This window comes from Clostridium sp. JNZ X4-2 (assembly GCF_054889485.1).
Genome location: NZ_CM142685.1, coordinates 337754 through 355582, shown reverse-complemented (window position 1 = coordinate 355582; position 17829 = coordinate 337754). Strand labels below are relative to the sequence as shown.

Genomic DNA, 17829 nt, shown 5'->3' with positions numbered 1-17829 from the left:
ATTCCCCTTTCATAGTGTCGATTTAGCCAATAAAAGCTACTTTCGTCTGGTCATCCACTCCAAGGGCGTAAATTCGGATACAGTTTACCCTACATGTCGACATACCTGCATATCAGTAAACATGCCTGCATATCTCCGTTTTTTGACGTTACTAACCCCTCTCTTATTTATATTAGACCTATAATAATTCTTTATAATTATATCATATTATTTCAAAAAGTACATAATTAATAACCTGAATATTGTAAATATTTCTATTATCTTAATTGAAAAAGCAAAATAAATTAAAAAGACCATCAAATCAATTTCATAATCACTTATGAAATAATTTAATGATCTTTTAAAGATTCTAGCTTGAACTATCAAGTGACTCTAATAACAAGCTTGAGATAAATTATTTCTTATAGTCATAAAATCCTTTTCCGGTTTTTCTTCCAAGCCATCCGGCTCTTACATATTTTCTAAGTAATGAATGAGCTCTATATTTAGGATCTCCTGTTTCTTTAAACAGTACATCCATAATGGCAAGGCATACATCCAATCCTATAAGATCTCCTAATTCCAAAGGTCCCATAGGATGATTTGCTCCAAGCCTCATGGCTTTATCTATATCTTCTGCAGAAGCTATCCCTTCAGCAAGTATGCAGACTCCTTCATTTACCAGCGGTATCAATATTCTATTTACAACAAATCCTGGAGCTTCTGCTATTTCTACCGGATCTTTTCCTATACTGACAGAGACTTCTTTGATTTTGTCAAAAGTCTCCTGTGATGTAGCCATTCCTTTTGTTATTTCAATTAACTTCATAACAGGTGCCGGATTAAAGAAGTGCATGCCTATAACTTTATCAGGTCTATTTGTGGCAGATGCTATCTCAGTTATAGATAATGAGGAAGTATTAGAAGACAAAATAGTATCTGGTTTACATATTTGATCCAATTCAGCAAAAATCTGCTTCTTTATTTTCATATTCTCAACTGCTGCTTCTACTACCAGATCGCAATCAGCTGCCAATTTAAGGTCAACTGTTCCTTTAATTCTGGCAATTACAGCATCTGCTTCTGCTTCTGTAATTTTACCTTTAGCTATTCTCTTTTGAAATCCTTTTTTTATTCCTGAAAGTCCTCTTTCAACAAATTCATCTTTTATATCCCTCACTATAACCTCTATACCTTTTGATGCAAAAGCTTGAGCTATTCCCGAACCCATTGTCCCAGCACCAAGAACACATACCTTTTTCATTTATATTCCTCCCCTAAGATTTAATAATTCAATATTCTCAACTGTAAAATATATTATTTTATAGCTTTAATTTGAGACACCATCTCAGGTATGATCTTTCTATAATCTCCAACTAAAGCCAGATCTGCCACCTTCATCATAGGTGCACCATCATCTTTATTTATGGCCACAATAAAATCACTGTCCTGCATTCCTGCCAAATGCTGTATAGCTCCAGATATTCCACAGGCTATATATAATTTAGGTCTTACGGTTTTACCTGTTTGTCCTACCTGATATGCCTTGTCAATCCAGCCACTGTCTATTGTTGCACGGGAACCTGCTATTGTTCCGCCCAACAAATCTGCAAGCTCTTTTAGAACTTTAAAACCTTCTTTACTTCCAAGTCCCCTTCCTCCGGATACTATTACATCTGCTTCTCCTATATCCATTACATCCTTAGCAATTTTTATCACTTCATCTACCTTCAGTCTAATATCTGAAGATCTTAAATCAGCTGTGAATTTATTTATATTGGCAGTTCTGTTTTCATCTTTTTTAAGCTTCTCAAAAACTCCTGGTCTTACAGTAGACATTTGAGGCCTGTGTTCAGCACACTCTATAGTAGCCATTAAATTTCCTCCAAATGCCGGCCTTGTCATAAGTAGATTTTTTGACTCTGCATCGATATCAAGCCCTGTACAATCAGCTGTAAGTCCTGTTTTAAGCCTTGCTGCCACTCTTGGTCCCAAATCTCTTCCTATAAATGTTGCTCCTATAAGAAATGCTTCAGGTTTTTTATCATTTATTACATCACAAATTACCTTGGCATAGGCATCTGTGGTATAGTGTTTTAAAAGCGGACTGTCAGCATACACTACTTTATCAGCACCGTAAGCAATTAATTCCTTAGCTATATTATCTATATGACTGCCCAGTAGTACAGCTGTCAATTCCACTCCCAACTTATCTGCTAATTCCCTGCCTTTCCCAAGCAACTCCAGTGCAACTTTTTGCAGGTTTCCGTCCCTTTGTTCTGCAAATACCCATACACCTTTATACTCTGTTATGTTCATTACAAATCCCCCCTAATTAAATTAAATGTTTTTCCTTTAATTTCGAAAGTGCATACGTTACAGCTTCCTTATATGGCTTATTAACTATTTCTCCTTGTCCTTTTGCTTCCTTTGTAGCTGATCTTCTGACTCTCGTTGGAGAACCTGAAAGCCCAAGAAGGGATTTATCTACCTCTATATCATCCGCATGCCATACTTTTACATCCTCTTTGAAAATTTTAAATATATTTTTCATATGCATATATCGGGGCTCATTTAATTCCTTTATGGCTGTGAGAAGTACCGGAGTTTTTACCGTTACTGTTTCATATCCATCCTCCCATGCCTTTTTGATTTTTAACTTGTCGCCTTCAACATCAACTTTTTCTACATAAGTAACTTGTGGTATTTGAAGGAATTCTGCTATTTCAGGCCCTACTTGAGCTGTATCTCCGTCTATTGCCTGCCTGCCTGCAAAAATTATATCATAGTCCAATTTCTTAAGTGCACCTGACAATGCATAGGAAGTAGCACAAGTATCTGCACCTGCAAAAGCTCTATCCGATATGAGTATTGCTTCATCAGCTCCCATAGCCAAGGCTTCTCTCAGTGCTGCTTCTGCCTGTGGAGGTCCCATACTTATTACTGTAACTTTTCCGCCTTCCTTTTCCTTTATAACCAGTGCCTCTTCAAGAGCATTTTTATCATCCGGATTTATTATTGACGGAACACCCTCTCTTATTAATGTTCCAGTTTTAGGATCTATTTTAACTTCATTGGTATCTGGTACCTGTTTTAAACAAACAACTATATTCATTATAAGTGTCCCCCCTATTTAAATATATTTCCTGAAATAACCATCTTTTGAACTTCTGAAGTTCCTTCATATATTTCAGTTATCTTAGCATCTCTCATCATTCTTTCTACGGGATAATCCTTAGTATATCCATATCCGCCAAATAACTGCACTACCTTAGTTGTTACTTCCATGGCTACATTTGCCGCAATTAATTTAGCCCTTGCAGCATCAACTGTATATGGAGCTCCTTTATCTTTATTTAAAGCTGCTTTATACACCAAATATTTTGTAGCTTCTATTTTAGTATCCAAATCCGCTACTGCCCAGCCTAAACCCTGAAATTTAAACAGCTGCCTTCCAAACTGTTTTCTTTCTTTCATATATTCAACGGCCTCATTTAAAGCACCTTCTGCAATACCAAGTGCTTGTGCGGCTATACCAATTCTTCCGCCGTCAAGAGTCTTCATTGCTATTCCGAAACCCTTTCCTTCTTTTCCCACTAAATTTTCCTTTGGAACTATACAATCTTCAAATACCAATTCTGCAGTAGAAGAAGCTCTTATTCCCATTTTATTCTCAATTTTACCTATGGAGAAACCTGGCATTCCCTTTTCCAGAATAAATGCTGATATCCCTCTTGTACCCTTGCTTCTGTCTGTCATGGCAAATACTACAAATATATCCGCAACTCCCCCGTTTGTTATAAATATCTTCTGTCCATTTAAAACATAGTGATCTCCCTGAAGTATAGCCTGACTTTGCTGACCTGAAGCATCAGTACCTGCATTAGGTTCTGTCAATCCAAAAGCGCCTAGTTTTTCTCCCTTTGCCAATGGAATCAAATACTTCCTTTTCTGATCCTCCGTACCAAACTGTTGGATTAATGAAGCACAAAGTGAAGTATGTGCTGATAATATAACTCCAGTAGTGGCACAGGCCTTGGAAAGTTCCTCCACTGCTAATATATAAGACAAGGTATCTCCGCCAGCCCCGCCGTATTCAACTGGAAAAGGTATTCCCATCATGCCATACTTAGCCATCTTATCCACTGTTTCTTGAGGAAATCTTTCGGTTTCATCTATTTCAGCGGCTATTGGACTAACTTCTTTTTCGGTAAATTCTTTTACCATTTGTTTTACAAATTCTTGTTCCCTTGTTAATTCAAAATCCATTTATTTTACCCCCTAAATAGTTTTGAAGCTATAAAATATAGCTTTTGTAAACATTTAAAATAAGATCCCTATAATACAGCCGAGTTATTTATTTTTAAAACACTTTTCCCTCTTTTCTACAAATGCTGTCATTCCCTCTTTTTGATCTTCTGTAGCAAAACATTCTCCAAATACTTCTGATTCATAGGCTATTGCTGTATCCATATCACATTGCATACCTTTATTTATGGCAGCTTTACACATTCTAACAGCTACAGGTGCATTATCAGCTATGCTGTTTGCCAAATTCCTAGCTTCTTCCAGTAATTTTTCCGGTTCAATTACTTTATTTATTAATCCTATTCTAAGAGCTTCTTCAGCTTTTATCATCTTTGCAGTATATATGAGTTCTTTAGCCATGCCAATCCCCACTGTTCTTGCAAGTCTTTGAGTTCCACCAAAACCCGGAGTAATTCCAAGGCCTGCTTCTGGTTGTCCAAATTTAGCTTTGGATGAAGCTATTCTTATATCACAAGCTAATGATAATTCACATCCACCGCCCAGTGCAAAACCATTTACCGCTGCTATAACTGGTTTTTCCAAATTCTCCAGCTTTCTGAAAACTTTATTGCCCAGTATACCAAATTTTCTTCCTTCAACAGAATTAAGATCCTTCATCTCTGTTATATCTGCTCCAGCCACAAAGGATTTCCCTGCTCCCGTAAGTATTACAGCTAATACACTGTCATCCGTCCCAACGTCATCTATGGCATTATCTATTTCTTTTAATGTCTGCGAATTTAAAGCATTAAGTGCCTTAGGTCTATTTATTGTGATTAAAGCCAATTTCCCCTGTTTTTCAAGAATAATATTCCCATATTCCATATTAATCCCCCCAGATTTTAAATATATTTATATTAGAATTAAACAGTTTATTAACAAACTATTGTTAATAATATCACAAGTATATACATAACAATAGGTAAAGTAAAGGAATTACTTTGTCTATTATTATATACCTTAAAATTATACATTTCAATATAAATAAACTTAACTGCCTAATTTAATTATCTAAAATTAAAGCTTTCTATTTTAATTCATTTTTACTCTACATCATTTAAAAGGCAGCTCAATGTCAATAAACTGTCACTTAAATGAACGTTTTCCACTTTCACATCCCCTGGTACAATAAGATCCACCGGAGCAAAATTCCAAATGCCCCTTACTCCGCTTTCCACTAAAATGTCGCAGACTCTTTGAGCATTATTACTTGGTACGCATATTGATGCTATATCTATAACATTTTCTTTTAAATAGTCAGCTAAATAATCTATATCATTTATTTCAATATCTCTAATCCTAATACCTATGAGTTTAGGATTTATATCAAATATAGCTTTTAACTCAAAGCCTAATTTTTCAAATCTGGTATAATTAGCTATGGCCTGACCTATATTTCCTGCTCCTATTATTACCGTCCTATATAATTTTGTAAGCCCAAGTATGTTGCATATCTGACTATACAATTCACTTACATTATATCCATACCCCTGCTGTCCGAAATCTCCAAAACAATTTAAATCCTGCCTAATCTGGGAGGCTGTAAATCCAATTTTTTCACTTAATTCTTTTGAAGATATCCTATCTACGTCATTTCTCATCAAATCGCTTAAATACCTATGGTATTTCGGTAATCTTTTTATAACAGCCATTGATATATTCTTTTTTCTATCCATAAAGCACCTCATATTTATAAAATTTAGTGTATCAACTACTATGTTTATTTATAGCAACTAATCTTATATGATCTAGTTCTATCATTTATACTATTATTTAATTATAACATATGTCAATAGTTTCTTTTTTATTATTTTATTTACTGTCTTCTTATATGCTTATATATTTTTAACAAAATATAATTATAATTTTGTCATAATATAAATAATACTACAAAAAAGTCACCATACATAGTAAAATGTTAATGATTAAGGAAGGTGTTTTACTTATGATAGTTTTAAGTTGCAAAAATATCCATAAAAGCTATGGAATAAAAATTATACTTGAAGATATAACCTTCAATATAAACGAGGGGGAAAGAGTAGGATTGATAGGTCCCAATGGAGCTGGCAAATCTACCTTGTTTGATATTTTAACAAATAAATCAAATTATGATAATGGAGATTTGTATATAGATAAATCTAAGACATTGGGGTATTTAACCCAACATCTCTCTTTAAATTCTTCAAATACAATCTATGATGAAATGTATACTGTATTTCAGGATCTGGTTAATTTGGAAAAGAGGCTAAGCAAACTGGAATCCTTGATGAATGAACCTTATGATCTTCATAATGAAAATTATCACAATAAATTAATTGATGATTATACCACTCTTTCAGAGCTTTATACAAATAGAGGGGGATATACTTACAAAGCAGAAATAAACAAGGTTTTAAAAGGACTGGGTTTTTCTGAAGATGAATACAACAGGCCTATAAATGTAATAAGCGGAGGCAAAAAGACACGTGTGGCCCTTTGCAAACTGCTCTTAACAAGGCCTGATATACTTTTATTAGATGAGCCCACCAATCATTTGGACTTGGATGCCATAGAATGGCTGGAAGACTACTTGAAGGGCTATAAGGGTACTGTTATAATAATATCCCATGACAGATATTTTTTAGATGCCATAACCCATTCCACCATTGAACTCATAAATGGTCATGTAAATCACTATAGCGGCAATTATACCAAATTTTTAGAACTTAAAAAGAAGAATTATGAAATTCAATTAAAAGCATATAACATACAACAGATGGAAATAAAAAAGCAGGAAGAAATTATTCAAAAATACAGATCTTTTAACAGGGAAAAAAGTATAAAAGCAGCGGAAAGCAGAGAAAAGATGTTGAACAAAATAGAAAGAATAGCTCCTCCTGACAAAGATAAGGAAATCAAGAATGTAATATTTGAGGCCCAGTTAAATAGTGGGAATGATGTACTCCATATAGAAGATCTGTGCAAAAGCTTCAATAATGAATTATTGTTTGAAAACTTAAATTTAGAAATAAAAAAGGGTGAAAGGACAGCAATTATTGGTGAAAATGGCTGCGGCAAAACCACACTTTTTAAAATAATTATGGGAAAACTAAAAGAAGACTATGGTATTTGTACATTAGGTAAAAATGTGTCAATAGGCTATTATGATCAGGAACAGTCTGACCTGAATCCTGAAAAAACCATTATAGATGAAGTGTGGGATAAATTTCCTAAATTAACTGCTACAGAAATACGAAATTCATTGGCCAGTTTTCTTTTCACTGGAGATGAAGTGTTTAAAAAAATTTCATCTTTAAGCGGTGGTGAAAAATGCAGAATAAATTTATTAAAACTAATATTATCCAAATCCAACTTTTTACTTTTAGATGAACCTACAAACCATTTGGATATAACTTCCCGGGAAGCTTTAGAAAAAGCCCTGTCAAACTATAACGGTACTTTACTTGTAATTTCTCATGACAGATATTTTTTAAACAAATCTGTAAATAAGATATATGAATTAAGCAAAAATGGCATGAAAGAATACCTGGGTAATTACTCCTATTATGTTGAAAAAAAGACTAATCCATTAAGGTTTGAAATGCAAGAAAAAAATGCCGGAAAAACTAAAACTCAGATACAGCATGAGAAAAAAAAGAAGAGAGACTTGGAAAAAGTCAAGAATGAAGAAAAAGCTAAAACAAAACACATTGAAGAAGAAATATCAAAGTTAGAAGATTCTTTGTTAAGGTTACAGGAAAGTTTATGTCTAGAGGAAGTTTATTCTGATTCTAAAAAAAGCAGTGAAATAAATAAAAAAGTTTTAGATACACAAAATAAAATAGACACTCTATACAGCATGTGGGAAAAGATGCTGTAAATTGTCTTAAGGTTTAAAGTATAAAGCCTATATAGGAAAAATGTCATTTGTTTTTCCTATATAGGCCAATACTATAATAGATCACCCATACAAAATACATTAAATTAAAATAAATATTCAAATCATATCTTAAGCAGTTCCTTTAACTTTCTTACATTATTTCGGCTTATTGGTATTTCGGATTTTTCCTTGTCATCCATAACTAATTTATAAGTTCCATTAAACCAAGAGTACAATTCTTTAATGTTGTCTATATTGACTAAAAAGCTCCTGTGGGATCTAAAAAAGTCTGTTCGTTCTTCTATTTGACCTAGAGTATACCCTACCAAATAACTATTATCTTTAACCTTTACATAAGTTTTATCATCTTTTATATAGCAGTAATAGATATCCTTTACATTTACCAGTATTATCTTTCCCTGCCTTTCACAAGGTATCTTTTTAACCAGTTTTTTTTCTTTATCCATTTTATCTATTATTTCAATTAGAATATCCTTAGGTATCTTTTCATTTCCTTCACTTTTCTCCCTGCATTTACGTATAAGCCTGTTTATGGTAATCTCTATTCTATTCTCATCAAAGGGCTTAAGTAAATAATCCAAAGCATATAATTCAAATGCCTCTACCGCATGTTCCTCATATGCAGTGACAAATATTATATTAATATCCCTGTCAAACTTTCTAATATCTTTTGCCACCTCAATTCCATTTTCCACTGGCATATTTATGTCTAGAAACACAGCATCAGGTTTCTTTGCTTTTACAAGTTTCATACCGCTTTCACCATCATATGCAATTCCCTCCACAGATATATTTTCATATTGTGATATTATATAATTCAGCTCTTCAGCAGCAGGTCTCTCATCTTCCACGATAATACATTTTAATTTATCCATTTATTGACGAAACCTCCCTCATTGATATTAAAAAACTAACTTTGGTACCATTATTTACAGAAGTTTTTATATCCAGCCCATGATCCTCTCCATATAATAATTTCAATCTCTCGTTTACATTTTTCAATCCTATTCCCGGCCATTCAGTCAGAACTTCATTTAATTTCTCTTCATTCATACCCACTCCTGTATCAGTTATGGAAAAATGTATTTGATTATTTTCGAAAAATGCTTTAAGATATACTTTCCCTCCTTCTGGTTTGGGCAATATACCATGCTTTATAGCATTTTCTACAATTGGCTGAAGTACAAATACCGGCACTTTCTTATCCATCATTTCATCCGGTATGTCAATAATTAAATGCAGTCTGTTGCCAAATCTGGCCGTCTCAATAGAAAGATAGGATTGGATAAATTCTATCTCATCTTTCAAATACACAAAATCCTCCTGTCTTTTTAAAGTTTGCCTGAAATAATTAGACAAGTCTATAATAAGTTCCCTGGCTTTTAAAGGATTCGTCCTGCAGAAGGAGGATATGGTATTCAGCGCATTAAATAAAAAGTGAGGTTCTATCTGAGCTCTTAAAGCCCTGAATTCCGCTGTGGATGCCTCTTTTGCCAATTTATTTAACTTATATAATTCTATTTGATTGGATAAGAGATCACTGAGTTCCTTGCCAAACTGTACAAAATAAGGATTGATATTTTTTTTTGATTTCACCCCTAATCCCAGCACTCCTTCAAAACCCGAGTTCTGTATTTTAAAAGGAGCACATACAAAAAACATGGGGTTACCCTTATTTCCCATCTCAATAATTTTATAGCCGGGCTCTTTGCTGTATTTTTCTATTCTTTGTTTTAGTTCATCTTTATGTATGCTAATTCCAGAGTAAGCCAGGAATCCATTTTTATCCCCTATAACTATTCCATCTGCATTAGTCATCTCATATATTATTTCAGAAACATTTTTTGCTGTTTCTTCATCAAGTCCTCTTCTCATGTAATTTACAGTTTTCTTTGCAATATTCAGTGCTCTTTGTGCTTCTATGGCTCCAATTCTATTATATTCCTCCTTGGCACTTTTTATTATATTTATAAAAATCACCGTACCCAGAGAGTTTATTAAAATCATAGGCACTGCTATAATTTCCACTAACTTAAGAGCTGAACTAAATGGTCTCGAAATAATTAAAATTATAATCATCTGACAGCATTCTGCAATTACTGCTCCAAGAAATGCCCTTTTTAAATTAAAACTTTCATCTTTCGAGTATCTTTTTATAAGTCCTCCAATCAGCCCCTCTATCAAAGTAGCAATACCACATGCAAGTGCTGTAAATCCCCCTAAAAAATACCTGTGAGTTCCAGCTATGATTCCAACTATTACTCCAAATACAGGTCCTCCTATATAGCCTCCGACTATAGCCGCTATAGGTCTGGTGTTGGCTATGGCATCATGCAATCCAATATACCCTGCCTGCATAGAACCTATTGGTTTAATATTGCTTATTGCATAAGGCTCTACATTCACTCCGGTATAGTTGCCTATAATACCCAGCAGACTAAAAAATACTATAAGTGCAATTTTATCTATAAACTTTAAATCATCCTTAATTAAATTTTTTAAAACATGAGATTGATTGTATATATATGCGGATAAAGCTATAAGTGCCATGCTCTCAAGCAATTGAATATATATCAAAATTTATCACCCCTAAAAACTATACTACATATATCATTCTATCGAAAAACATCTATAATTTCCATAAAAATTTTAGTATTAAGTAAATCCTATGATTTCTATATATAATTATATAACAAAATCAGACATATGGATAATTAAAATGTCACTGAGACTTGTATTTTGACTTCTTATTGTAGTTTTTTATCATTTCAGAGTATTTAGATAGAAAAATTATTAAATTCATATTATCATTAAGTATGTAAACCATTAAACATTAATTACTGCATTACTTGCTAAATTTTAGAGGAGGTCTTTTTATGAATTCAATAGTACTTGTAATTATAGGTGCTCTTGTACTGGTTTTAGGCTATAGGTTTTATGGCTCCTGGATTGCAGCCAAAGTACTTGTTTTAGATGAAACCAGAGAAGTGCCATCTAAAAAATTTGAAGATGGACATGATTACGTTCCCACTAACAAGTGGATATTACTTGGTCATCACTTTGCTGCAATTGCAGGTGCCGGGCCACTAATCGGACCAGTTTTAGCTGCTCAATTCGGTTATCTTCCTGGTACGCTTTGGATATTAATTGGTGGTGTACTAGCTGGAGGAGTCCATGACATGGTAATCCTATTTGCTTCAGTCAGGCAGGATGGACAATCTATTGCAGAGATTGCCAGAAAAAACCTGGGCGAAAGAATGGGGTATATCACATCGGTTTCAGTAATATTCATATTAATAATAACAATGGCAGGTTTGGGTCTTCCAATTGTTAATTCGCTTTACAATAGTCCCTGGGGAACATTCACAGTTGGTTTTACCATTCCAGTAGCAATTTTCATAGGTATTTATCTTAAATTTATAAGGCCAGGCAAAATAGCTGAAGCCACAATTATTGGTATGGCACTTATACTGCTGGGGGTTATCTTAGGCCCTTATATTCAGCATACTGCTCTGGCTCCCTATTTAACTTTTAATACCAAACAGATGTCACTTATTTTAGCTATATATGGTTTCTGTGCAGCTGTTCTTCCTGTATGGCTTTTACTGCTGCCAAGAGATTATCTGAGCACTTACATGAAGCTGGGCGTTATAGCATTGCTGGTAATAGGCATTATACTGGTTAGGCCAACCCTTCAGATGCCGGCACTTACTAGATTTATAGGAGGCGGAGGACCTATTGTTCCCGGTAAAGTATTCCCATTTGTATTTATAACTATAGCTTGTGGTGCCTTATCCGGTTTTCATTCACTAATTGGTACAGGTACTACACCTAAGCTTATTTCCAATGAAAAGGATATTCTCCCTATAGGATACGGTTCCATGGTTATAGAATCCTTTATAGCGCTGATGGCTTTAATAGCTGCAACCTGCCTTCCAACTGCTGATTACTTTGCAATAAACTCTGCACCAGCTGTATTCGCAAAATTAGGCATGATTCCAAAAGAATTACCTATGCTTTCTCAGATGGTGGGAGAACAACTGGCAGGAAGAACAGGAGGATCCGTATCTCTTGCAGTTGGTATGTCCTATGTATTTTACAAAATTCCTGGTTTTAAAGGATTAATGTCCTACTGGTATCACTTCTGCATAATGTTTGAAGCATTGTTTATTTTAACCACTATAGACTCAGGTACCAGAATAGGCAGATATTTAATTCAGGATTTAGTAGGTAAACTATACAAACCTTTTGCTAAAAAAGATTCCTGGTTCAACATAATATTATTTAGCTTTATCATGTCATTTGCCTGGGGCTACTTGCTGTATACAGGTAATATATCAACCATTTGGCCACTATTTGGTGTAGCCAATCAAAGTTTGGCGGCCATAGCCTTTGCCATAGGTACTTCGGTGCTTATACGGATGGGCAAGAAAAAATATATACCGCTTACAGTATTGCCAATGGCTTTTATAAGTGTGGCAACATTAACAGCATCAGTTGAAAACATAACTGGAAATTATATACCAAATGGTAAGACTTTACTTACAATATTATCTTTTATACTAATAGCTATATTAGTAGTTATACTTTATGAAAGCATTAGACACTGGATTTCAGATTTAAAATCCGGAGACTTTGACAAAGTCAGTGAAAACAAAGTTATCTAACAAAAAGGCTGTCTCAGAATAAATTTTGAGACAGTCTTTTTTAACATTCCGGAATCAGGACCTAAGATTTTCAGATATCGTTTACATCCAAATTTATACCATTTATATTCTATTTTTGTCAATTCATCTTATATTAGCTGAATTAATTGAAAATTCGTGCTATAATATACTTGACAATTTATGTCAATATTTTATAGGGGGGAGTTTACATGAACTCGATAGTACTGGTAATTATAGGTGCTCTTGTACTGGTTTTAGGCTATAGATTTTATGGATCCTTTATAGCCGCCAAGGTTTTGGTTTTAGATGAAACCAGAGAAGTTCCATCTAAAAAGTTTGAAGATGGACATGACTATGTTCCTACAAACAAATGGATATTACTCGGACACCATTTTGCTGCAATAGCAGGTGCAGGTCCATTAATCGGACCAGTTTTAGCCGCCCAGTTCGGGTATCTGCCGGGTACGCTCTGGATTTTAATTGGAGGTGTATTTGCAGGTGCTGTTCACGACATGGTAATCCTATTTGCTTCTGTTAGACAAGATGGTGAATCCATTGCTGAAATTGCCAGAAAAAACCTGGGGGAAAGAATGGGATTTGTAACTTCAATTGCAGTTATATTCATACTGATAATAAGCATGGCAGGTCTCGGACTTCCTGTTGTAAATTCACTTTACAACAGTCCATGGGGTACCTTTACAGTTGGTTTTACCATTCCAGTAGCAATTTTCATAGGTATTTATCTTAGATTTATAAGACCTGGTAAAATAGCCGAGGGTACAGTCATAGGCATGGTGCTTATACTAGTAGGAGTTATACTGGGACCTTATATTCAGCATACTGCTTTAGCTCCTTATTTAACTTTTAACACCAAACAGATGTCACTTATTTTAGCTGTATACGGTTTCTGTGCTGCCGTTTTACCTGTATGGCTCTTGCTGCTGCCGAGGGATTATCTAAGCACCTACATGAAATTAGGCGTTATAGCATTACTGGTGATAGGTATTATATTGGTTAGACCGACCCTTCAGATGCCGGCTCTTACTAAATTTATAGGGGGTGGAGGACCTATTGTACCCGGGAAGGTATTCCCGTTCTTATTTATAACTATAGCCTGTGGTGCACTGTCAGGATTTCACTCGCTTATAGGTTCTGGTACTACACCCAAACTTATTTCAAATGAAAGAGATATACTTCCAATAGGCTTTGGTTCAATGCTCATAGAATCTTTTATAGCACTGATGGCACTAATAGCTGCAACCTGCCTCCCCACTGCAGATTATTTTGCAATAAATTCAACACCGGCTGTGTTTGCAAAACTAGGTATGTTTCCAAAAGAACTGCCTATGCTGTCACAAATGGTGGGGGAAAACCTGGCAGGCAGGCCTGGTGGTGCCGTATCACTGGCAGTGGGAATGTCTTACGTATTCTACAAAATACCGGGTATGAAAAGCCTAATGTCTTATTGGTATCACTTCTGTATAATGTTTGAGGCATTATTTATTTTAACTACCATAGATTCAGGCACCCGAGTAGGCAGGTATTTACTTCAAGATCTATTTGGCAAAGTGTACAAACCTTTTGCAAAGAAAAATTCCTGGCCAAATATAGTATTCTTTAGTCTTTTGATGTCCTTTACCTGGGGATACCTGCTTTATACCGGTAATATCTCTACTATTTGGCCGATGTTTGGTACGGCAAACCAGATGCTGGCGGCTATAGCTTTTGCCATTGGTACTACAATAATCATAAAAATGGGCAAACAAAAATATGCCATGATAACCATAATTCCAATGATAGCTATAACCATAATAACTGTTACAGCTGCCTTTTCAAATATATTCGGCAATTACCTGCCTAAAGGTGAAATACTTCTGGCGGTACTTTCCATAATACTTCTGGTACTTCTTGTAATTATAATATACGAAAGTGTTAAAGTATGGATAAGGGATATTAAAAATATAAAATCTCCTGAAAAAGATACTATGGCATAAAAACTTATCCACAATGTGAATAAAAACTTATTCACATTGTGGATTTTTACAGAGACTTTATCTATTCAAATAAATTTACCAACTTCTTGAATATATTCTTATTCTCCTTTATTTTTTGTTCATTTCCCAGAACACATATATTATTTTTACCCATTGCGCTGGAGATAAGTTCTGAAAACCTATTTATATCTTCCACCTTGGTATTTAATATTTCCTTCCTTTCTTTTTGTAAATCCTCGTAAGTCACATGCCTTATATAATTTTCCACGGCACGTTCTCCTTTCATAGAGGGTGAAAGTGGAGAATCCAGATCTGATATGGTTCCTATTATATATTTATTCATCTGTCTATTATCTGCATTGAAATTTTTAAAAAACTCACCGGCCCTGTCATACACTTCAATTGTATGTTTCAAATTGGGATCTCTATAAGAGGTAAAAAACATATTTCCATTTCTCTGGAAGGAGGCAAAACTTCCATATGCTCCCCCCTGAACTCTTACCTGGTTCCATAAATATTCATAATTTGCTATGGATCTTAAAACCTGCAGACTTCCACTATAGGAATATCCAAGCTCCATATAATTATATGCTTTAGCTACATATTGTATTTTTGAAGAGGTCATAAGCCCCTCATTTTTGGCTTCCAAATCAAACTTATATGGAATCTTAGGTACCTTATTGTCTTTCAATCCAGACAACAAACCATCTATATTGCTTTCAAAATTATTATAATCCGCTTCATCACAGGTAATATTTAAAATCAAATTATTTTTATTAAATATCTCCCTGGAAACTTCCTTTAGATTTTCACTTATTTCCTCTGCCTTACTTTCAAAATTATTTTCCAGATGGGATATAAATTTATAAAATTCCAGTCCTCCCAACATATCCTCATATTTACTCATAGGAGAAAAGTATGAAGATACATGATTTGCAACCACTACATGACCTTTCTCAAAAATAGTCATTTCAATTCTGGATTTGGTTTCCTGAATTATTTCCTTCAGCCTTTTTTTCTCATTAAATTTAGTATGATTTATTACATCATTTAATATTGAAATCAATTTTCCCAGATTATTTACAAGTGCCTTGGAGCTTACTATAAACTTAGGATAAAACTCTCTGCTGTCTCCATTTTTTGCAAAAGGCTGAGATGAATAGTTTATTCCACCTGTGTATATATTTATTTCTTTTGCCAAATCCTCATAATAATAATTTTCCGTGCTGATCTTTCCAAGCACTGTACTTAAAATTGATATATATGGAATCAATTTTTCTCTTACAGTCTCTGTATTGAAATACATGTTTATATAATAAATTCCATTAGTAAACACAGGATAAAACAATACTTCCATTTCCCCAATTTTCTTTTTTACAAGCTGCAGGTTTTTAGCATCAGGTTCTATATCTTCTATGGACAAAAGAGGTATTTTCATCAAATCCTCTTTACTATCCTGGGTTATCTGTCTTTTCTTCAATTTTAATGTATCTTGAATTATCTTTTCAATTTCATTATCCGAAAGACTGTTTTTAAAGGCCTTCAATTTTTCCTTTAACAGTACATCCTTTTTTTCTTCAAGTCCTCTTTTAGGTTTGACTATAAGCATGGAACTGTGTTTATTCTTTAGAATATATTTATCAATAAGGTTTTCAAAATACTTATTGTCCAATTGGGATTTTATCTTGTCTAATACGGATTCATAAGTAAGATGAGTCCATGGCTCTTCACCATATAACCATCCGTCCATGCACTTCATTCCATATATCAATCCCTTGGGATATCCTTTATAATCTGCTTCTCTAAGCTGAAATTCCTTTATATTTATAGACGCCTCCATCAACTTTTTATCAATACCCCTGGTTACAATATCCTTTAAAGTTTTCCCAACTATTTCTTCAAATCTGTCTTTTTCCTTTTCATTGGAACCTTTAACTACTATTCCAAACATAGGTTGAAGCATGCCGGATTCAAACACTCCAAACACGTCTTTACCTATACCGGCATCAATCAGTGCCTTTTTAAGAGGAGAAGATGGTGTCTCCAAAAGCAGATGCTCAAGTATATCAAATGCTAAATATAATTCATTATCTACAGCTGTACCTATAGAATAGTTCATACTTAAAAAAGTCTTATCCTTTTCTTTTTCCCCGCTGGAAATAGGATATTCTATTATCATTTCTCTCTGCCTGTCAAAAGGTTTCTGTGTCAATATGTGGGAGTTCACATCTCTCTTAGTAAAATGGCTTAAATATTCATCATCCAAAAATTTAAGTTTCTCCTGTATATCCATATCACCATACAGATATATATAACTATTGGATGGATGATAATACCTGCTGTGGAAATCTAAAAATTGCTGCTGCGTAAGCTGCGGTATCACCTCCGGATCACCTCCGGATTCTACTCCATATTGAGTATCAGGATAAAGTGATTCAAGCATCTTTCTAAATAATATTGACTCCGGTGATGAAAATGCTCCCTTCATCTCATTGTAAACCACACCTTTATAAGTAATTTCATCTTCTCTGCTGTTAAGCTCATAATGCCATCCTTCCTGCATCATAATTTCAGGATATTTATATATATTAGGTTGAAAAACTGCATCAAGATATACATCCATAAGATTTATAAAATCCTTGTCATTTACACTGGCCACCGGATACATGGTCTTATCAGGAAAGGTCATTGCATTTAAAAAAGTGTTAAGTGAGCCTTTTACCAATTCTACAAAAGGTTCTTTCACTGGAAATTTCTTCGAACCGCATAGTACAGAATGTTCAAGTATATGAGGTACTCCTCTGCTGTCATCCGGCGGAGTTCTAAAGCTTATTGAAAACACTTTATTATCATCTTCATTTTTTAAAAAGAATAATCTTGCACCGCTTTTTTCATGATGGAAAAGCATTCCAACGGAGTTTATCTCCTCTAGTTTTTTTTGTTCCAGCAGTTTAAAACCACTATACATTTTCCCTACATGCATGTCATCAATTCTCCTTTA

Annotated in this window: 12 protein-coding genes; 3 read left to right on the top strand and 9 right to left on the bottom strand. The window is 34.2% G+C overall.

The annotated features are described in order from the left end of the window. Positions 1-394 precede the first annotated feature (394 nt). The 6 genes from ACYUJ6_RS01805 to ACYUJ6_RS01780 form a co-directional block, all read right to left on the bottom strand. A complete protein-coding gene (locus ACYUJ6_RS01805) occupies positions 395-1243 on the bottom strand; it encodes a 3-hydroxybutyryl-CoA dehydrogenase (RefSeq protein WP_461844186.1) in 849 nt (282 codons plus the stop codon). Between the two features lie 53 nt (positions 1244-1296). Next, complete coding sequence (locus ACYUJ6_RS01800) at positions 1297-2298, bottom strand: electron transfer flavoprotein subunit alpha/FixB family protein (RefSeq protein ID WP_461844185.1); 1002 nt, start codon at positions 2296-2298, stop codon at positions 1297-1299. Between the two features lie 16 nt (positions 2299-2314). Then, entirely contained in the window at positions 2315-3094 is a 780-nt protein-coding gene (locus ACYUJ6_RS01795; protein ID WP_461844184.1) for an electron transfer flavoprotein subunit beta, read from the bottom strand. 14 nt (positions 3095-3108) lie between these two features. Further along, on the bottom strand, positions 3109-4248 hold the full coding sequence (locus tag ACYUJ6_RS01790; RefSeq protein WP_461844183.1) for an acyl-CoA dehydrogenase: 1140 nt from the start codon (positions 4246-4248) through the stop codon (positions 3109-3111). An 84-nt stretch (positions 4249-4332) separates the two neighbouring features. Next, on the bottom strand, positions 4333-5112 hold the full coding sequence (locus tag ACYUJ6_RS01785; protein ID WP_461844182.1) for a short-chain-enoyl-CoA hydratase: 780 nt from the start codon (positions 5110-5112) through the stop codon (positions 4333-4335). A gap of 218 nt (positions 5113-5330) precedes the next feature. Then, positions 5331-5963, bottom strand: a complete 633-nt coding sequence (locus tag ACYUJ6_RS01780) for a redox-sensing transcriptional repressor Rex (protein WP_461844181.1) — start codon at positions 5961-5963, stop codon at positions 5331-5333. 269 nt (positions 5964-6232) lie between these two features. Here ACYUJ6_RS01780 and abc-f point away from each other — a divergent pair, with 269 nt between their 5' ends. Then, positions 6233-8146 carry a ribosomal protection-like ABC-F family protein gene (gene abc-f / locus ACYUJ6_RS01775; RefSeq protein ID WP_461844180.1) on the top strand — a complete coding sequence of 638 codons (1914 nt, stop codon included), beginning with the start codon at positions 6233-6235 and terminating at the stop codon, positions 8144-8146. Positions 8147-8268: 122 nt separating this feature from the next. Here the strand turns inward: abc-f and ACYUJ6_RS01770 are convergent, their stop codons facing one another. After that, a complete protein-coding gene (locus ACYUJ6_RS01770; RefSeq protein WP_461844179.1) occupies positions 8269-9042 on the bottom strand; it encodes a LytR/AlgR family response regulator transcription factor in 774 nt (257 codons plus the stop codon). Continuing rightward, positions 9035-10744: a LytS/YhcK type 5TM receptor domain-containing protein gene (locus ACYUJ6_RS01765; RefSeq protein ID WP_461844178.1), complete on the bottom strand. Its 1710-nt coding sequence runs from the start codon at positions 10742-10744 to the stop codon at positions 9035-9037. Before ACYUJ6_RS01765 ends, ACYUJ6_RS01770 begins: the two co-directional genes overlap by 8 nt. A 299-nt stretch (positions 10745-11043) precedes the next feature. Here ACYUJ6_RS01765 and ACYUJ6_RS01760 point away from each other — a divergent pair, with 299 nt between their 5' ends. Together ACYUJ6_RS01760 and ACYUJ6_RS01755 are read left to right on the top strand one after the other, a co-directional pair. Beyond that, a complete protein-coding gene (locus tag ACYUJ6_RS01760) occupies positions 11044-12834 on the top strand; it encodes a carbon starvation CstA family protein (RefSeq protein ID WP_461844177.1) in 1791 nt (596 codons plus the stop codon). A gap of 209 nt (positions 12835-13043) precedes the next feature. Then, complete coding sequence (locus ACYUJ6_RS01755) at positions 13044-14828, top strand: carbon starvation CstA family protein (RefSeq protein WP_461844176.1); 1785 nt, start codon at positions 13044-13046, stop codon at positions 14826-14828. A 61-nt stretch (positions 14829-14889) separates the two neighbouring features. Here ACYUJ6_RS01755 and ACYUJ6_RS01750 read toward each other — a convergent pair whose 3' ends face one another. Next, positions 14890-17811, bottom strand: coding sequence for an insulinase family protein (locus tag ACYUJ6_RS01750; RefSeq protein ID WP_461844175.1), 2922 nt, complete (start codon positions 17809-17811; stop codon positions 14890-14892). Positions 17812-17829: the final 18 nt, after the last annotated feature.